Source organism: Pseudomonas sp. AC247 (assembly GCF_979258015.1).
In genome coordinates, this window is sequence record NZ_OZ409829.1 from 3,574,042 (window position 1) to 3,589,102 (window position 15,061).

A 15,061-nucleotide genomic window follows, 5' to 3' on the forward strand; every position below is an offset into this window, starting at 1 on the left:
TAACTTTCCTTACAATTCCTCGACTACAGTTTGCCCATGCCTGCCCAACTCAAGCGTCGCCTGTTGATTTTCCTGCTGCTCGTCCTGCTGATTGCCGGGGGTTTCTTCGCCCACTGGTTTTTCAAGGGACGCTTTTATGAAAGCACCGACAACGCCTATGTCCAGGGTGAGATCACCCGTGTGTCGAGCCAATTGGGCGCGCGCATTGATGAAGTGCTGGTGCAAGACAATCAGCACGTGGAAAAAGGCCAGTTGCTGGTGCGCCTCGAACCGAATGATTTCCGTCTGGCGGTAGACCGCGCGAACGCCGCCCTCGCCACCCGCGAAGCCGAACGCCTGCAAGCGCAAAGCAAACTGACCCAGCAATCGAGCCTGATCGCCGCCAGCGATGCGCAAGTGGCGACCACACAAGCGACCCTCGGTCGTTCACAGATGGATTTGTCGCGTGCCGAAACCCTGCGCAAACCCGGTTACGTTTCCGAAGAACGCGTGACCACCCTCTCCGCCGACGCCCACATTGCTCGCTCGCAAGTGGCCAAGGCGCAGGCGGATGCACAGGGCCAGCGTCAGCAGGTCAACGCCCTGAACGCTGAAATCAAACGCCTCGACGCGCAGATCGCCAACGCCCGCGCCGATCTCGCGCAAGCCGAACTCAACCTGACCCGCAGCGAAATCCACGCACCGATCAGCGGCCTGGTCGGCCAACGCGCCGCGCGCAATGGTCAAGTGGTGCAGGCCGGCGCCTATTTGCTGTCGATCGTTCCGGACGAAGACATCTGGGTACAGGCCAACTTCAAGGAAACCCAGATCGGCCACATGCAACCCGGTCAGAAAGCCGAGCTGACCTTCGATGCCTACGGCGACACGCCGATCGAAGCGCGGGTCGACAGTCTGTTCGCCGCGTCCGGCGCGCAGTTCAGCCTGCTGCCACCGGACAACGCCACTGGCAACTTCACCAAAGTCGTGCAACGGATTCCGGTGAAACTGACCTTCAAAGCCGATAACCCGCTGCACGGCAAGATCCGCCCGGGCATGTCCGCCACCGCCACCGTGAACATCAAAGACGCCCCGGACAATGGCCGGTGATTCGCTGATCCGCCCGGTCGGCGAACCGACCCGGCGCGATTGGATTGCGGTGATGAGCGTAATGCTCGGTGCCTTTATGGCCGTGCTCGACATCCAGATCACCAACTCTTCGCTGAAGGACATTCAAGGCGCGTTGTCGGCGACGCTGGAAGAAGGCTCGTGGATTTCCACTTCGTATCTGGTCGCGGAAATCATCATGATCCCGCTGACCGCGTGGCTGGTGCAATTGCTCTCGGCGCGGCGATTAGCGGTTTGGGTGTCACTGGGTTTTCTGGTGTCTTCGCTGCTGTGCTCGATGGCCTGGAGCCTGGAGAGCATGATCGTCTTTCGCGCCATGCAAGGCTTCACTGGCGGCGCGCTGATCCCGCTGGCATTCACCCTCACCCTGATCAAACTCCCCGAACACCACCGCGCCAAAGGCATGGCGATGTTCGCCATGACCGCGACGTTTGCGCCGTCAATCGGCCCGACGCTGGGCGGCTGGCTCACGGAAAACTGGGGCTGGGAATACATCTTCTATATCAACATCCCGCCGGGCCTGATCATGATCGCCGGGTTGATGTACGGGCTGGAAAAGAAAGAAGCGCACTGGGAATTGCTGAAAAGCACCGATTACACCGGCATTCTCACGCTTGGCATTGGTCTTGGTTGCTTGCAGGTTTTTCTGGAAGAAGGCCATCGCAAGGACTGGCTCGAATCAAGCCTGATCGTGACGCTGGGCAGTATTGCGCTGGTGAGTCTGATCACTTTTGTCATCGTGCAGATTTCCAAACCCAATCCGCTGATCAACCTTGGCATTCTGCGCAATCGCAATTTTGGTTTATCGAGTATTTCCAGTTTGGGCATGGGTGTCGGGTTGTACGGCTCGATCTATTTGTTGCCGCTGTACCTGGCGCAGATCCAGAACTACAACGCCCTGCAGATCGGCGAAGTGATCATGTGGATGGGCGTGCCGCAGCTGTTTTTGATTCCGCTGGTGCCGAAACTGATGAAGTTCATTTCGCCAAAATGGCTGTGCACGCTCGGGTTTGGCTTGTTTGGTCTGGCAAGTTTTTCGTCGGGGGTGCTCAACCCGGATTTCGCCGGGCCGCAGTTCAATCAGATCCAGATCATTCGCGCGCTGGGGCAGCCATTGATCATGGTGACCATTTCCCTGATTGCCACGGCGTACATCCTGCCGCAAGACGCGGGGTCGGCGTCGAGTCTGTTCAACATTCTGCGCAACCTTGGCGGTGCGATCGGCATTGCTCTGCTGGCGACGCTGCTGGACGCGCGCACCAAGACTTACTTCGATTATTTACGCGAGGCGGTGGTGCCGACCAATCCGCAGGTGGCCGAGCGCCTGGCATCGATGACGGACCGGTTTGGCAGTGACACGGCGGCGCTGGGCAAGCTGAGTGAGATCGTCCATCAGCAGGCGGCGATCATGGCTTACAACGATGCGTTTCACTTTGTCGGGATTGCGCTGGGGATCAGCATGCTGGCGATCTTATTGACCAAGAAATTGCCACAAGGATTGAAGGCTGGGGAATCCCACTGATATTTGCTGTGCCTGGTCTGGCCCCATCGCTGGCAAGCCAGCTCCCACAGGTTTCTTTGGTGTTCACAAATTTCGTGCACGCCATCAATCCTTGTGGGAGCTGGCTTGCCAGCGATGAGGCCCGACCAGACAGCACAAATCAAACAGCCAAAAGGCGTTCACGCAGTTTGGCAATCTCATCGCGCATCTGCGCCGCTGCTTCAAACTCCAGATCCCGTGCCAGCTGATACATTTTCTCTTCCAGCGCGCGAATGCGTTTGGTGATCTCGCTCGGCGAGCGCAATTCGGCTTCGTACTTGGCGTTTTCTTCGGCAGCCTTGGCCATGCCTTTGCGCTTCTTGCTGCGCGAGCCGGGTACGGTGGCGCCTTCCATGATGTCGGCGACGTCCTTGAATACGCCTTTCGGGGTGATGCCGTTTTCCAGGTTGAACGCGATCTGCTTGTCGCGACGACGTTCGGTTTCACCGATCGCCCGCTCCATCGAACCGGTCATGCGGTCGGCGTAGAGAATCGCGCGGCCATTGAGGTTACGCGCCGCGCGGCCAATGGTCTGGATCAACGAACGCTCGGAGCGCAGGAAACCTTCCTTGTCCGCATCAAGAATCGCCACCAGCGACACTTCCGGCATGTCCAGACCTTCTCGCAGAAGGTTGATGCCGACCAGCACATCGAACGTGCCGAGGCGCAGGTCGCGGATGATCTCGACGCGCTCAACGGTGTCGATGTCCGAGTGCAGATACCGCACGCGCACACCGTGATCGGCGAGGTAATCGGTAAGGTCTTCGGCCATGCGCTTGGTCAGGGTGGTGACCAGCACCCGCTCTTCGATGGCCACGCGCTTGGAGATTTCCGATAGCAGATCGTCGACCTGCGTCAGCGCCGGACGCACTTCAATCTGCGGATCGACCAGCCCGGTCGGGCGCACCAGTTGCTCGACCACACGCCCGGCGTGCTCGGCTTCGTAGTTGCCGGGCGTCGCCGAAACAAAAATGGTCTGCGGGCTCACCCCTTCCCATTCATCGAAACGCATCGGCCGGTTATCCAGTGCCGAAGGCAGACGGAAACCGTATTCGACGAGGGTTTCCTTCCGCGAACGGTCGCCCTTATACATCGCGCCAACCTGCGGCACGCTGACGTGGGATTCGTCGATCACCAGCAAGGCATCCGCCGGCAAGTAATCGTAAAGGGTGGGCGGCGCGGCACCGGCCGGACGCCCGGACAGGTAACGCGAGTAGTTTTCGATGCCGTTGCAGTAACCCAGCTCGAGGATCATCTCCAGGTCAAAACGGGTGCGCTGCTCCAGACGCTGGGCTTCGACCAGTTTGTTGTTGCTGCGCAGGTATTCGAGGCGCTCCTGCAATTCGACCTTGATGTGTTCGATGGCGTCGAGCAGGGTTTCCCGGGGCGTCACATAGTGGCTCTTCGGGTAGAAGGTGAAGCGCGGCATCTTGCGGATGACTTCGCCGGTCAGCGGGTCGAACGCGGAAATGCTTTCGACTTCGTCATCGAACAGCTCGATGCGAATCGCTTCCAGATCGGATTCCGCCGGGTAAATGTCGATCACGTCGCCGCGCACACGGAAGGTCGCGCGGGCGAAATCCATGTCGTTGCGGGTGTATTGCAAGTCGGCCAGACGGCGCAGCAGCGCACGCTGATCGAGTTTGTCGCCGCGATCGACGTGCAACACCATCTTCAGATAAGTTTCCGGGCTACCGAGACCGTAAATGCACGACACCGTGGTGACGATGATCGCGTCTTTTCGCTCCAGCAAGGCTTTGGTCGCGGACAGTCGCATTTGCTCGATGTGGTCGTTGATCGACGCGTCCTTCTCGATGAAGGTGTCGGACGACGGCACATAGGCTTCAGGCTGGTAGTAGTCGTAGTAGGAAACGAAGTATTCGACAGCGTTGTTCGGGAAGAACGCCTTGAACTCGCCATACAACTGCGCAGCCAGGGTTTTGTTCGGCGCCAGCACCAGCGTCGGACGCTGAATCTGCGAGATGACATTGGCGATGCTGAAGGTCTTGCCCGAGCCGGTCACACCGAGCAGCGTCTGGTGCGCCAGGCCGGCTTCGATGCCCTCGACCAATTGGCGAATGGCTTCCGGCTGGTCGCCGGCGGGCTCGAAGCGAGTGACGAGCTGGAATTCGGACATATACACCTCTGGGATCGCGGCATTCCGAGCAAAGCGGAGCACCACGGGGACGACCGCAAACGACCGGTGTCGCGCAAGAAAAAACCTGGATTGTGCTCAATGTGGTGGCGATTGCCTCACCTTTCAAGGCAAACGTCCTACATCCGGTAAAGACTCTGACATGGCCAATCGACTAACGGTCAAGAAATAATCGGAAAAACTTGCTGTAAAAGCCGATTCGCCTGTCGCCATCGCTCAGTAATGGCCTCTATACTAGCTCCCCGTTTGTGCACCGCTCTAGTGCATTCGGCTGGAGCGCGACACGTCCCTCCACACTCCATTCAGAGCCGCCGTAATAATGAGCCTGTTCTCCGCTGTCGAAATGGCACCCCGCGATCCAATCCTGGGCCTCAACGAAGCATTCAACGCCGATACCCGGACCACCAAGGTCAACCTGGGCGTTGGCGTGTACTGCAACGAAGAGGGGCGAATTCCACTTCTGCGCGCCGTGATCGAAGCCGAAACCGTTCGCGCTGCTCAACACGCTTCGCGCGGTTACCTGCCGATCGATGGCATCGCTGCCTACGACCAGGCCGTGCAAAAGCTGCTGTTCGGCAACGACTCGCCGCTGATCAGCGCCGGTCGCGTCATCACCACTCAGGCCGTCGGCGGTACTGGCGCCCTGAAAATCGGTGCCGACTTCCTCAAGCAATTGCTGCCGAACGCCGTTGTGGCGATCAGCGACCCGAGCTGGGAAAACCACCGCGCACTGTTCGAAACCGCCGGTTTCCCGGTGCAGAACTACCGTTACTACGACGCTGCCACCCACGACGTTAACCGTGCCGGCATGCTCGAAGACCTCAACGCTCTGCCGAACGGCTCGATCATCATCCTCCACGCTTGCTGCCACAACCCGACCGGCGTCGACCTGACCCCGGCGGACTGGAACAACGTGCTGGAAGTGGTCAAGGCCAAAGGTCACGTGCCTTTCCTCGACATGGCTTACCAGGGTTTCGGCGACGGCATCGACGAAGACGCCGCTGCTGTGCGCCTGTTCGCTGAATCCGGCCTGACTTTCTTCGTCTCGAGCTCGTTCTCCAAGTCGTTCTCGCTGTACGGCGAGCGCGTTGGCGCCCTGTCGATCATCAGCGAATCGAAAGAAGAAAGCGCGCGCGTGCTGTCGCAAGTCAAACGCGTAATCCGCACCAACTACTCCAACCCGCCGACTCACGGCGCAAGCATCGTCGCCGCCGTGTTGAACAGCCCGGAACTGCGTGCGCAGTGGGAAGCCGAGCTGGCCGAAATGCGTCTGCGCATTCGCGGCATGCGTGAGCAGATGGTTGCCCTGTTGGCCGAGAAAGCACCGGGCCGCGATTTCAGCTTCGTCGGTCGTCAGCGCGGCATGTTCTCCTACTCGGGCCTGACCACTGAACAAGTGCATCGCCTGCGTAACGAGTTCGGCATCTACGCACTGGATACCGGTCGTATCTGTGTGGCAGCGCTGAACCAGAGCAACATCAAGGCTGTGACGGACGCGATCGTTCAGGTCATCTGATAACGCCGCGTGACGAAAAACGGGAAGCCTTGGGGCTTCCCGTTTTTTATTTGTCCGAAGGAATGCAACATTCCCTCTAAACTGCACACAAATCCAAAACTGTAGGAGTGAGCCTGCTCGCGATAGCGCCCTGTCAGCCGAAGCATCACTGTCTGACACACTGCTATCGCGAGCAGGCTCACTCCTACAGGTTTTTGTGTACACCCGAGAACCTTGTGAGAAGCCCAATGAAAAACGACAACCTGCGCGCCGACCGTGACGATCTGGATGATTTCATCCCTCGCACCCCGGCCAAGCGCGAAAAAAGCCTGGTACTGCAAGTCGCGGCCGGGGTGTTTCTCGGTGGCCTGGCATTGTGGCTGGTACAACTGGCGGTGACGGCGGCCTACGCCAAACTGCTGCTCGGCACCATCACCTTCGGCAGTTAGGCCAGTTCGCTGGCGCGCTGGGTGGCGGCATCGTCATAGGCGACATACATCGATTCGGCGATCTGGCTCTTGATCGCTTTGGCGCTTTCCAGACCGAGGACAAAACCTTCTGCCTTGCCGCCGGCGCGGTTCAGTTCTTCAGCGGTGCTGGCCTGAGTAATTGCGTCGAAGAGTTTTTCGGCATGGGGGCCGACGCCTTTGGGCAGGCTGATTTGCGTGATGCTCATGCGAGCACCTGTTTTTTACGGGCTGTGTAGTTCATGGCGCATACCTTTTTCGGCGGATGGCCGGTAGCGCGTGTGACCACTTCCGGGCGGCCATGGTAGACCTCTGTTGCGATTCTGGTAACCGCCAATCGCTGACAAACCACCGTCCATCCTGATGAATCGCAGTTTTTTACATCTCACGCTTGACTTCTCTTTTTGAATCAGTAACATACGCACCAATTCCGCAATAGCTCAGTTGGTAGAGCAAATGACTGTTAATCATTGGGTCCCTGGTTCGAGTCCAGGTTGTGGAGCCAAATAGCAAAGCCCCTGAATCGCAAGATTCAGGGGCTTTTTTGTGGGCGCTCGGAAAGATCAAAAGATCGCAGCCTGCGGCAGCTCCTACAGGGATTGGTGTTCTCATGTAGGAGCTGCCGCAGGCTGCGATCTTTTGATCTCGAAATGAAAAAGGGCCGACCTGTACAAAACAGATCGGCCCTTTCCTATTCAGTTGCAGCCGTCAGACATGCTCGCTGCTTTTCACCTGCACTTTCGGCGCGCCATGCCCATGATCATGGTCATCCGGCTCGATCACCGGCACTTCATTGCCGTCGCAGTCATGCAGCTTGCCGTCGCTGAAGTAATCGCCTTCGCGCAGCGCATCCAGATCGCGATAACGCAGAGTCCGCTCTTCCGCCGCCGCAAACACCGACTGCTGATCCGAGTTACCGGTCGTGAAGTGGTTGAACGCCAGGTTGAGCAGGATCGCCATAATCGCCGACGAGCTGATGCCCGAATGGAAAATGGTCGCGAACCAGCTTGGGAAGTGATCGTAGAAGTTCGGCGCAGCAATCGGGATCATGCCGAAACCGATCGAGGTAGCCACGATGATCAGGTTGACGTTGTTGCGATAATCAACCTTCGACAGCGTGCGAATGCCACTCGCCGCCACGGTACCAAACAGCACGATACCGGCGCCGCCAAGTACCGAAGTCGGCACCGCTGCAATAACCCGGCCCATGAACGGCAGCAGGCCGAGGATCACCAGGAACACACCGCCAGTGGCCACCACGTAACGGCTCTTGATCCCGGTCACCGCCACCAGGCCGACGTTCTGGGCGAAGGCACTCTGGGTGAACGAACCGAAGATTGGCGCAAACATGCTCGACAGCATGTCTGCCCGCAGGCCATTGCCCAGGCGTTTGGAATCGACTTTGGTGCCGATGATTTCACCGACGGCGAGGATGTCCGCCGAGGTTTCCACCAGTGTCACCATAACCACGATGCACATCGACAAAATCGCGGCAAAGTGGAACGTCGGCATGCCGAAGTGGAACGGCGTCGGGAAGCCGAACATCGGCCCGGTGGTGACGTTGGAGAAGTCCGCCATACCGAGGAATACCGCCAGTATCGTACCGATCACCATGGCCAACAGGATCGACAGACGCGAGATGGTCGAGCTGCCGACCTTGCTCAGCAGCAACACCAGCACCAGCGTGACTGCCGCCAGACCGATGTTTTGCATGCTGCCGAAGTCCGGCGCGTGGCTGTTGCCGCCCATCGCCCAGCGTGCGGCCACCGGCATCAGCGTCAGGCCGATGGTGGTGATCACGATGCCCGTAACCAATGGCGGGAAGAACTTGGTGATGCGCGAGAACACTGGCGTGATCAGCAAGCCGATCAGCGACGCCGCAATCACGGCGCCGAGCACCGACTGGAAGCCGCCCTCCCCGCCACTGCTGACGATGGCGACCATGGTCGCCACACCGGAAAACGACACACCCTGTACCAGCGGCAACTGACAGCCAAAAAACGGTAGACCGAGGGTTTGCAGCAGCGTCGCCAGCCCCCCCGCAAACAATGAAGCAGCAATCAGCAAACCGATGTCCGCCGGCGACAGGCCGGCCGCCTGGCCGATGATCAGTGGCACCGCAACGATACCGCCGTACATGGTCAGAACATGTTGCAGGCCGTAAGCCATATTCGCGCCGACCCCGAGATTTTCGTCCTCGGGCCGTTGGTGTGAAACATGGGGCGTTTTCATGGTGGGGGGTTCCCTGGTTTTTGTTATGCGCACACTGTATTCAATACTCAGGACAAATGTCCATAGAGTTGTATACAACTTGCCAGTCACAAAATGGATAGTTAGCCACCCAAGCTTCTAGCCTGCTGCTCCCATCGCCCACAAATCCGGCAACACATCCCCTCCGGCTTCTTCGCCCGCCCCCACTACGCTGAACGATTCATGGCGACCGACGGTGCGGGCTCGCTCTTTTTTATACATATAAAGTATGCATAATGCAGTTAATCGATATTCAGTTCGACAAAAGCAAGAACGCAGCCAACAAACTCAAGCACAGGGGCATCAGCCTCGCCGAGACCGAAGCGGTCTTTTACGACGAACGAGCAATAACCGTTGAAGACAACGGCCACGACGAACAACGCTGGATCACCCTCGGTCTCGACGCCAAGGGACGCTTGCTGGTCGTTGCATACAGCTATCGCGAGCCGAATGTCGTTCGAATCATTTCTGCACGTGTCGCCACACCGAGCGAACGTTGCGTCTATTTTCTGGAGGCTTGACCGATGAAAGACGAATATGACTTCTCCCAGGGCAAACGCGGCGCTGTGGCGTCCACCAAGGGCAAAACCCGCATCACCATCATGCTCGACGATGCTGTTATAGACGCCGCGCGCACGGTGGCGGAGAACGAAGGGTTTGGTTATCAGACGGTGATCAACAACACGCTGCGCCATGCCTTGCTCGATGCTGAAAAGCACGATCAGGACGATCCGCTGCAATTCAGCAAAGGCATTACCGCCGCCGACCTGAAGAGTCTTGAGAAAAGATTGTCGGCAGCGGCCGTGGAAATTCGCCGGGTGCTGGAGTCGGACGCGAAGCCTTAGGCTTTAACCGGTACGATCATTCGCTCGAGGGAATGCCGTGCCTGCGGCAAGTCCGGCAGGTGAATGTCGAATTCCTGTTCCAGCAATTCGATCAATGCCGCCACCTCGGTGATTTCGCGCCGCTCGCTGCCCGCGCCCATGCGATGGAGGGCGAAACTGCCGTTGTTGAGGGTTTTGCGCCAGCCATCACCGGTACGCGCCGCCATCAGGCGTTGGGTAAACGGTGAGTCGGGATGGGCCGAGACGTACCAGTTGCCGATGGTGAAATCGATGTCCTCCTGACGCTGCAGGTCGAACAGGTACATCGGCCGCCATTCGCCCGCGACGTTGGCGCGCAGCATGTAGCCATCCGCTTGTTTTTCGATGCGATAGGGTTCGTGCGGGGTGGTTTGTTCTGCCTCGGTATCGAGAAGCAGCGGCGCGGTGGGTACCATGCCGCCGAAACCGACGTCAGTGATGTAACGCACATCGTCGAGGGTCACCAGCGTCAGGCGGTGCGTGCGCGCCGTCCAGCTGCCTTCCGGCTGATTCATCACTACGCGCCCGCTGATGGCGCGTGCGTCGAAGCCCAGCTCAAGCAACAAGGCAAAAAACAGCTGGTTCAGTTCATAGCAGTAGCCGCCGCGACCACCGAGCAGGACTTTCTCTTCAATGGACGGCAGATCGATCAGTACCGGCGTCCCGGTGATCGTCGCCAGATTTTCAAACGGGAATGCGCCGGTGTGGCGCCACTGCAATTGGCGCAGCGTTTCCAGGGTCGGTGCCGGCGGCGCAGCAAACCCCAGGCGTTGCAGGTACAGCTTCAGATTCGTCAGGCGTAGCTCGCTCATTGCTCGGTCCTTATGCATGGGGCCGCAGTTCACTGCGTTGATGGTCGCCATGTATACGGGATCGGGCAGTGTGTTCGACAATTGATTTCGCCAATCGCCTGCTAGCGCTTCTTGCGTGAACCGATACGAATCCACGTCGGCGCATGGTCGCTGGCATGCGGCTCATTGCGCACCCAGGCGTCTACCCCGGCCTCGTGCAGATACGGACTCAGCGCCGGGTTGAGCAGCAGATGATCGATGCGTAAACCGGAGTTGGTTTGCCAGTGTTGGCGGAAGTAATCCCAGAAAGTATAGAGCCGATCCTCGGGATACAAATGCCGCAGCGAATCGGTCCAGCCCTGATCGAGCAAGCGCTGATAACACTCGCGACTCTCGGGTTGCAGCAACGCGTCCTTGAGCCAGGAGCGGGTGTTGTAGATGTCCATGTCGGTGGGCACAACGTTGTAGTCACCGGCCAGCACCACCGGGTGATCGCTGCTTTGCAGGTCTTTGGCGTAGCTGATCAGCCGCTCGAACCACGCCAGTTTGTAATCGAATTTCGGCCCCGGCTGTGGGTTGCCGTTGGGCAGGTACAGGCAACCGACCAGCACGCCGTGCACCGCCGCTTCCAGATAGCGGCTGTGCTTATCGTCAGGATCGCCGGGCAAACCGCGTCGGCTCTCCAGCGGCTGCGCGTCACGGGCGAGAATCGCCACGCCGTTCCACGAGGCCTGGCCTTGCCAGATCGCGCCGTAACCGGCGGCTTCAAGTTCGGCGGCGGGGAATGCCGTGTCGACCGATTTGAGTTCTTGCAGGCAGGCGATGTCTGGTTGCTCGCGCTTGAGCCAATCCAGCAGGTTCGGCAAACGTGCGCGTAAGCCGTTGACGTTGTAGGTGGCGATCCGCAGGTTTTTCATCGGCTGAGGCTCCTGCCCGTGGGCTGTGAAAATTGTGACCGCGTGATCATCGCAGCGGTTGCATCGGATCCGTCCGCTGCGGCGTAATAGGCGCTCGCCCTTCGCCTGCTCTGCCGAGACCTGAATCCCATGCCAACCACGCTGCAAGGTCAGCGCATCCTTCTGCGCCCGCTTGAGTATTCCGACGCCGCCGCCCTGCTCCATGCGGCTGCCGACGGCGAGTTGTGGAACCTCACCGTCACCGTTGTGCCCTCGGCCAGCACCGTCGACAGTTACTTGAAAAGAGCGCTCGATGGCCGTGACGCCGGCACGGTGATGCCATTTGTCATCGTGCTGAAAGACACCAACGAAGTGATCGGCTCCACGCGCTTCTGGAAAATCGATCCGCTCAATCGCAAGCTGGAAATCGGCAGCAGCTGGATCTCGGCGAGCTGGCAGAAGTCCTTCGTCAACACCGAAGCCAAATACCTGATGCTGCGCCATGCCTTCGAAGTGCTTGATTGCGTGCGCGTGCAGTTCACCACCGACGAGAACAACCAGAAGTCACGCCAGGCGATCCTGCGGCTCGGCGCGCAGCAGGAAGGTATCGTCCGTCATGAACGGATCATGCCGGACGGGCGCAAGCGCAACTCGGTGCGTTTCAGCATCATCGACGACGAGTGGCCGCATGTGCGTCTGCACCTGGAGCAGAAACTGGCCGCCTACGCGTAAAACATTCAGGCGCGACTGCGCAGCCACTGCAGGAAGCCCTTTTTCGGCACCACCACCGGCGCTTCCTCGGTCAGCGATTGCGCCTTGTGCAGGCGGTAATCGAGCAAGGCTTTCATGGCGTCGTTGATGTCGTGGCGGGCGTCGAGACAGGGTTTCAGGTACGTCTTCTCGATGCGGTACAGGGCGCAGAAGGTTTTCGCGGCAAACTTGGCCGGCACCGAGGTATCGGAAAGAATGCCGGCCTCGCCGATGACTTCGCCCGGGCCCATGCGCCCCGACTCGAACGGCGTGCCGTGGCGGGTCAGCGTCACTGTGACCACGCCCGACTCGATGATGAACAAGTGATCGCTGACCTCCCCCGCCTCCAGGATCGTCTCGCCAGTGCGGAAATTTTGCAGGGTCATGTTCTGGCTAAAGGTTTCTTTCTCTTCCTGACGCAGCGTCGAGAAGATCGGCGAACTGTCGAGTAACGCCCGTGGCCGCGACAGATTGCTCGGCACACTACTTTCATCGCTCGACAGCAGATTGACCCCGGACGCCTGCAAGTGCCGGTACGCCAGATCAAACAGCTGATTGCGCACCACACGCTTCTCGCCCATCGACGCGACGAAACCGCTGATCTCGTATTCCGCGCCGCTGCTGCCGGAGCTTTTCAGCGCCACGCTCGGCGCCGGGTTATCGAGCAACTGTCGACAGCCCTGCATCGCCCGCTCCAGTGCATCGATCACCGAGTTGGGCCGTGCATGCGGACTGACCTGGACGCTGACCGCGACGCCGAACATGTTGCTCGGCCGGCTGAAGTTGATGATCTTGGCCTTGGCCGCCAGCGAATTGGGAATCACCGCCATGCTGCCCTGGCTGGTTTGCAGGCGCGTGGCGCGCCAGTCGATGTCGGTGACCCGGCCTTCGGTGCCGTCGATGGAGATCCAGTCATCGAGTTGATAAGGCTTGGTGGTGTTGAGGACGATCCCGGAAAACACGTCGCTGAGCGTGCTCTGCAAGGCCAGACCGACGATGATCGCCAACGCCCCGGAGGTCGCCAGCACGCCTTTGACCGGCAGATCGAGCACGTAGGCCAGCGCCGCAATGATCGCGATGAGGAAAATCACCGCCCCCAGCAAGTCCTGCAACAGCCGCCCGGTGTGGCCGACCCGCTGCATCATCACGGCGCCGATCAATACTGTCAGGGTGCGGGCGCCGAACAGCCACCAACCGATCTGCAACCCCGTCGCCGCCAGGTGCAGCGGCACGTTGTCGGCCCACGGCGCGGGCTCCATCGGGTTGAGGCCTTCGTTGAACAGCAAGATGCTGAACAGGGTGAAAATCAGCACGCGCACCAGCAATTTCCACTCGCTGCCACGGGAACTGATCAGGCGCCACAGACCGAGATCAAGGAGGATCAGGACCAACGCGCAAAACAACGGGTGTTCGGTCAGCAGAGACAGCATCAAACAACTCCGACGAAGGCCAATCGCGAGAAGATCGCACAGATTGGGAGAGTGTAGGAGCAATTGATTTCAGCCGATGAACGCGATCTCACTACCCCCCTGCGGCAGCTCCTACAAGGGCGACAGGCCGAGATCAAGGAGGATCAGGACCAAGGCGCAAAACAACGGGTGTTCGGTCAGCAGAGACAGCATCAAACAACTCCGACGAAGGCCAATCGCGAGAAGATCGCACAGATTGGGAGAGTGTAGGAGCAATTGATTTCAGCCGATGAACGCGATCTCACTACCCCCCTGTAGGAGCTGCCGCAGGCTGCGATCTTTTGATCTGGTTTTTTAAGGATCAAGATCAAAAGATCGCAGCCTGCGGCAGCTCCTACAAGGGCCACAGACCGAGATCGAGAAGGATCAGGACCAACGCGCAAAACAACGGGTGTTCAGTCAGCAGAGACCGCATCAAACAACTCCGACGAAGGCCAATCGCGAGAAGATCGCACAGATTGGGAGAGTGTAGGAGCAATTGATTTCAGCCGATGAACACGATCTCACTCCCCCCTGTAGGAGCTGCCGCAGGCTGCGATCTTTTGATCTGGTTTTTTAAGGATCAAGATCAAAAGATCGCAGCCTGCGGCAGCTCCTACAGGGAATTGTTATTTGTCGTTGGTCAGGCTGTTGTAGCTGGTGAACAGGTTGCGGTAGTCCGGGATGTGGTTGGAGAACAGCGTGCCCAGCCCTTCAATGTCGTTGCGCCAGTCGCGGTGCAGCTCGCAGGCCAAACCGAACCAGGTCATCAATTGCGCGCCAGCGCTGGACATCCGATTCCACGCCGATTCGCGGGTCAATTCGTTGAACGTGCCCGACGCATCGGTGACCACGAACACATCAAAGCCTTCCTCTATCGCCGACAGTGCCGGGAATGCCACGCAGACCTCGGTCACCACGCCAGCAATGATCAGTTGCTTCTTGCCAGTGGCCTTGATCGCCTTGACGAAATCTTCGTTGTCCCAGGCATTGATCTGCCCCGGACGGGCGATGTACGGCGCATCCGGAAACAGCGCTTTCAGCTCGGGCACCAGCGGGCCGTTGGGGCCGGTTTCAAAACTGGTGGTGAGGATCGTCGGCAGTTTGAAGTACTTGGCCAGATCGGCCAGCGCCAGCACGTTGTTCTTGAACTTGTCCGGATCGATGTCGCGCACCAGCGACAGCAGACCTGCCTGGTGGTCGACCAGCAGCACCGCAGCATTGTTCTTGTCCAGACGTTTGTATTGAGTGGTCATTGCAGTAATCCTCGCGGGGTGTAGAGGCCGACGGGGTCGGCCTCAG

General features: G+C 59.1%; 14 protein-coding genes and 1 tRNA gene. 8 read left to right on the top strand and 7 right to left on the bottom strand.

Going from position 1 to position 15,061, the window contains the following annotated elements; all coding sequences use genetic code 11:
• The first annotated feature begins 36 nt into the window (after nt 1-36).
• Together ACZZ0B_RS16265 and ACZZ0B_RS16270 are read left to right on the top strand one after the other, a co-directional pair.
• Nucleotides 37-1,086, top strand: coding sequence for an HlyD family secretion protein (locus tag ACZZ0B_RS16265; protein WP_440097041.1), 1,050 nt, complete (start codon nt 37-39; stop codon nt 1,084-1,086).
• A complete protein-coding gene (locus ACZZ0B_RS16270; RefSeq protein ID WP_008083011.1) occupies nt 1,076-2,626 on the top strand; it encodes an MDR family MFS transporter in 1,551 nt (516 codons plus the stop codon). The genes ACZZ0B_RS16265 and ACZZ0B_RS16270 overlap by 11 nt, the downstream gene beginning before the upstream one ends.
• 139 nt (nt 2,627-2,765) lie before the next feature.
• On the opposite strand, the gene uvrB is transcribed toward ACZZ0B_RS16270, so the two are convergent.
• Nucleotides 2,766-4,781 (bottom strand): excinuclease ABC subunit UvrB, encoded by a 2,016-nt coding sequence (gene uvrB, locus ACZZ0B_RS16275; protein ID WP_008083013.1) that lies wholly within the window; start codon nt 4,779-4,781, stop codon nt 2,766-2,768.
• 337 nt (nt 4,782-5,118) lie between these two features.
• On the opposite strand from uvrB, the gene ACZZ0B_RS16280 reads away from it, so the two are divergent.
• Nucleotides 5,119-6,315, top strand: a complete 1,197-nt coding sequence (locus ACZZ0B_RS16280; protein ID WP_008083015.1) for an amino acid aminotransferase — start codon at nt 5,119-5,121, stop codon at nt 6,313-6,315.
• Nucleotides 6,316-6,542: 227 nt separating this feature from the next.
• A complete protein-coding gene (locus ACZZ0B_RS16285) occupies nt 6,543-6,743 on the top strand; it encodes a hypothetical protein (protein ID WP_008083017.1) in 201 nt (66 codons plus the stop codon).
• Here ACZZ0B_RS16285 and ACZZ0B_RS16290 read toward each other — a convergent pair.
• Nucleotides 6,740-6,970, bottom strand: coding sequence for a hypothetical protein (locus tag ACZZ0B_RS16290; RefSeq protein WP_008083020.1), 231 nt, complete (start codon nt 6,968-6,970; stop codon nt 6,740-6,742). The two genes, ACZZ0B_RS16285 and ACZZ0B_RS16290, sit on opposite strands and share 4 nt — an antisense overlap.
• A gap of 220 nt (nt 6,971-7,190) precedes the next feature.
• Between ACZZ0B_RS16290 and ACZZ0B_RS16295 the strand changes: the two genes are divergently transcribed.
• Nucleotides 7,191-7,266, top strand: a tRNA-Asn gene (locus ACZZ0B_RS16295).
• A gap of 203 nt (nt 7,267-7,469) precedes the next feature.
• Here ACZZ0B_RS16295 and ACZZ0B_RS16300 read toward each other — a convergent pair.
• Complete coding sequence (locus ACZZ0B_RS16300) at nt 7,470-8,993, bottom strand: nucleobase:cation symporter-2 family protein (protein WP_158834750.1); 1,524 nt, start codon at nt 8,991-8,993, stop codon at nt 7,470-7,472.
• A 254-nt stretch (nt 8,994-9,247) separates the two neighbouring features.
• On the opposite strand from ACZZ0B_RS16300, the gene ACZZ0B_RS16305 reads away from it, so the two are divergent.
• Together ACZZ0B_RS16305 and ACZZ0B_RS16310 are read left to right on the top strand one after the other, a co-directional pair.
• Nucleotides 9,248-9,532 (top strand): BrnT family toxin, encoded by a 285-nt coding sequence (locus ACZZ0B_RS16305; protein WP_463545767.1) that lies wholly within the window; start codon nt 9,248-9,250, stop codon nt 9,530-9,532.
• Between the two features lie 3 nt (nt 9,533-9,535).
• Nucleotides 9,536-9,856 (top strand): BrnA antitoxin family protein, encoded by a 321-nt coding sequence (locus ACZZ0B_RS16310; RefSeq protein WP_463545768.1) that lies wholly within the window; start codon nt 9,536-9,538, stop codon nt 9,854-9,856.
• Here the strand turns inward: ACZZ0B_RS16310 and ACZZ0B_RS16315 are convergent.
• Both ACZZ0B_RS16315 and xth read right to left on the bottom strand, forming a co-directional pair.
• Complete coding sequence (locus ACZZ0B_RS16315; protein WP_463545769.1) at nt 9,853-10,686, bottom strand: arylamine N-acetyltransferase family protein; 834 nt, start codon at nt 10,684-10,686, stop codon at nt 9,853-9,855. The two genes, ACZZ0B_RS16310 and ACZZ0B_RS16315, sit on opposite strands and share 4 nt — an antisense overlap.
• A gap of 101 nt (nt 10,687-10,787) precedes the next feature.
• Nucleotides 10,788-11,582: an exodeoxyribonuclease III gene (gene xth / locus ACZZ0B_RS16320; RefSeq protein ID WP_095047670.1), complete on the bottom strand. Its 795-nt coding sequence runs from the start codon at nt 11,580-11,582 to the stop codon at nt 10,788-10,790.
• 129 nt (nt 11,583-11,711) lie between these two features.
• Between xth and ACZZ0B_RS16325 the strand changes: the two genes are divergently transcribed.
• Nucleotides 11,712-12,293, top strand: a complete 582-nt coding sequence (locus ACZZ0B_RS16325; RefSeq protein ID WP_463545770.1) for a GNAT family N-acetyltransferase — start codon at nt 11,712-11,714, stop codon at nt 12,291-12,293.
• Nucleotides 12,294-12,298: 5 nt separating this feature from the next.
• Here ACZZ0B_RS16325 and ACZZ0B_RS16330 read toward each other — a convergent pair whose 3' ends face one another.
• Nucleotides 12,299-13,741 (bottom strand): mechanosensitive ion channel domain-containing protein, encoded by a 1,443-nt coding sequence (locus ACZZ0B_RS16330; RefSeq protein ID WP_463545771.1) that lies wholly within the window; start codon nt 13,739-13,741, stop codon nt 12,299-12,301.
• A gap of 647 nt (nt 13,742-14,388) precedes the next feature.
• A complete protein-coding gene (gene ycaC / locus ACZZ0B_RS16335) occupies nt 14,389-15,015 on the bottom strand; it encodes an isochorismate family cysteine hydrolase YcaC (RefSeq protein ID WP_463545772.1) in 627 nt (208 codons plus the stop codon).
• Between the last annotated feature and the right edge of the window lie 46 nt (nt 15,016-15,061).

Bases quoted from the DNA above. Each gene is read 5' to 3' on its own strand.
- ACZZ0B_RS16265 (WP_440097041.1), top strand. From the start codon at position 37: ATGCCTGCCCAACTCAAGCGTCGCCTGTTGATTTTCCTGCTGCTCGTC.
- ACZZ0B_RS16270 (WP_008083011.1), top strand. From the start codon at position 1,076: ATGGCCGGTGATTCGCTGATCCGCCCGGTCGGCGAACCGACCCGGCGC.
- uvrB (WP_008083013.1), bottom strand. From the start codon at position 4,781: ATGTCCGAATTCCAGCTCGTCACTCGCTTCGAGCCCGCCGGCGACCAG.
- ACZZ0B_RS16280 (WP_008083015.1), top strand. From the start codon at position 5,119: ATGAGCCTGTTCTCCGCTGTCGAAATGGCACCCCGCGATCCAATCCTG.
- ACZZ0B_RS16285 (WP_008083017.1), top strand. From the start codon at position 6,543: ATGAAAAACGACAACCTGCGCGCCGACCGTGACGATCTGGATGATTTC.
- ACZZ0B_RS16290 (WP_008083020.1), bottom strand. From the start codon at position 6,970: ATGAGCATCACGCAAATCAGCCTGCCCAAAGGCGTCGGCCCCCATGCC.
- ACZZ0B_RS16300 (WP_158834750.1), bottom strand. From the start codon at position 8,993: ATGAAAACGCCCCATGTTTCACACCAACGGCCCGAGGACGAAAATCTC.
- ACZZ0B_RS16305 (WP_463545767.1), top strand. From the start codon at position 9,248: ATGCAGTTAATCGATATTCAGTTCGACAAAAGCAAGAACGCAGCCAAC.
- ACZZ0B_RS16310 (WP_463545768.1), top strand. From the start codon at position 9,536: ATGAAAGACGAATATGACTTCTCCCAGGGCAAACGCGGCGCTGTGGCG.
- ACZZ0B_RS16315 (WP_463545769.1), bottom strand. From the start codon at position 10,686: ATGAGCGAGCTACGCCTGACGAATCTGAAGCTGTACCTGCAACGCCTG.
- xth (WP_095047670.1), bottom strand. From the start codon at position 11,582: ATGAAAAACCTGCGGATCGCCACCTACAACGTCAACGGCTTACGCGCA.
- ACZZ0B_RS16325 (WP_463545770.1), top strand. From the start codon at position 11,712: ATGCCAACCACGCTGCAAGGTCAGCGCATCCTTCTGCGCCCGCTTGAG.
- ACZZ0B_RS16330 (WP_463545771.1), bottom strand. From the start codon at position 13,741: ATGCTGTCTCTGCTGACCGAACACCCGTTGTTTTGCGCGTTGGTCCTG.
- ycaC (WP_463545772.1), bottom strand. From the start codon at position 15,015: ATGACCACTCAATACAAACGTCTGGACAAGAACAATGCTGCGGTGCTG.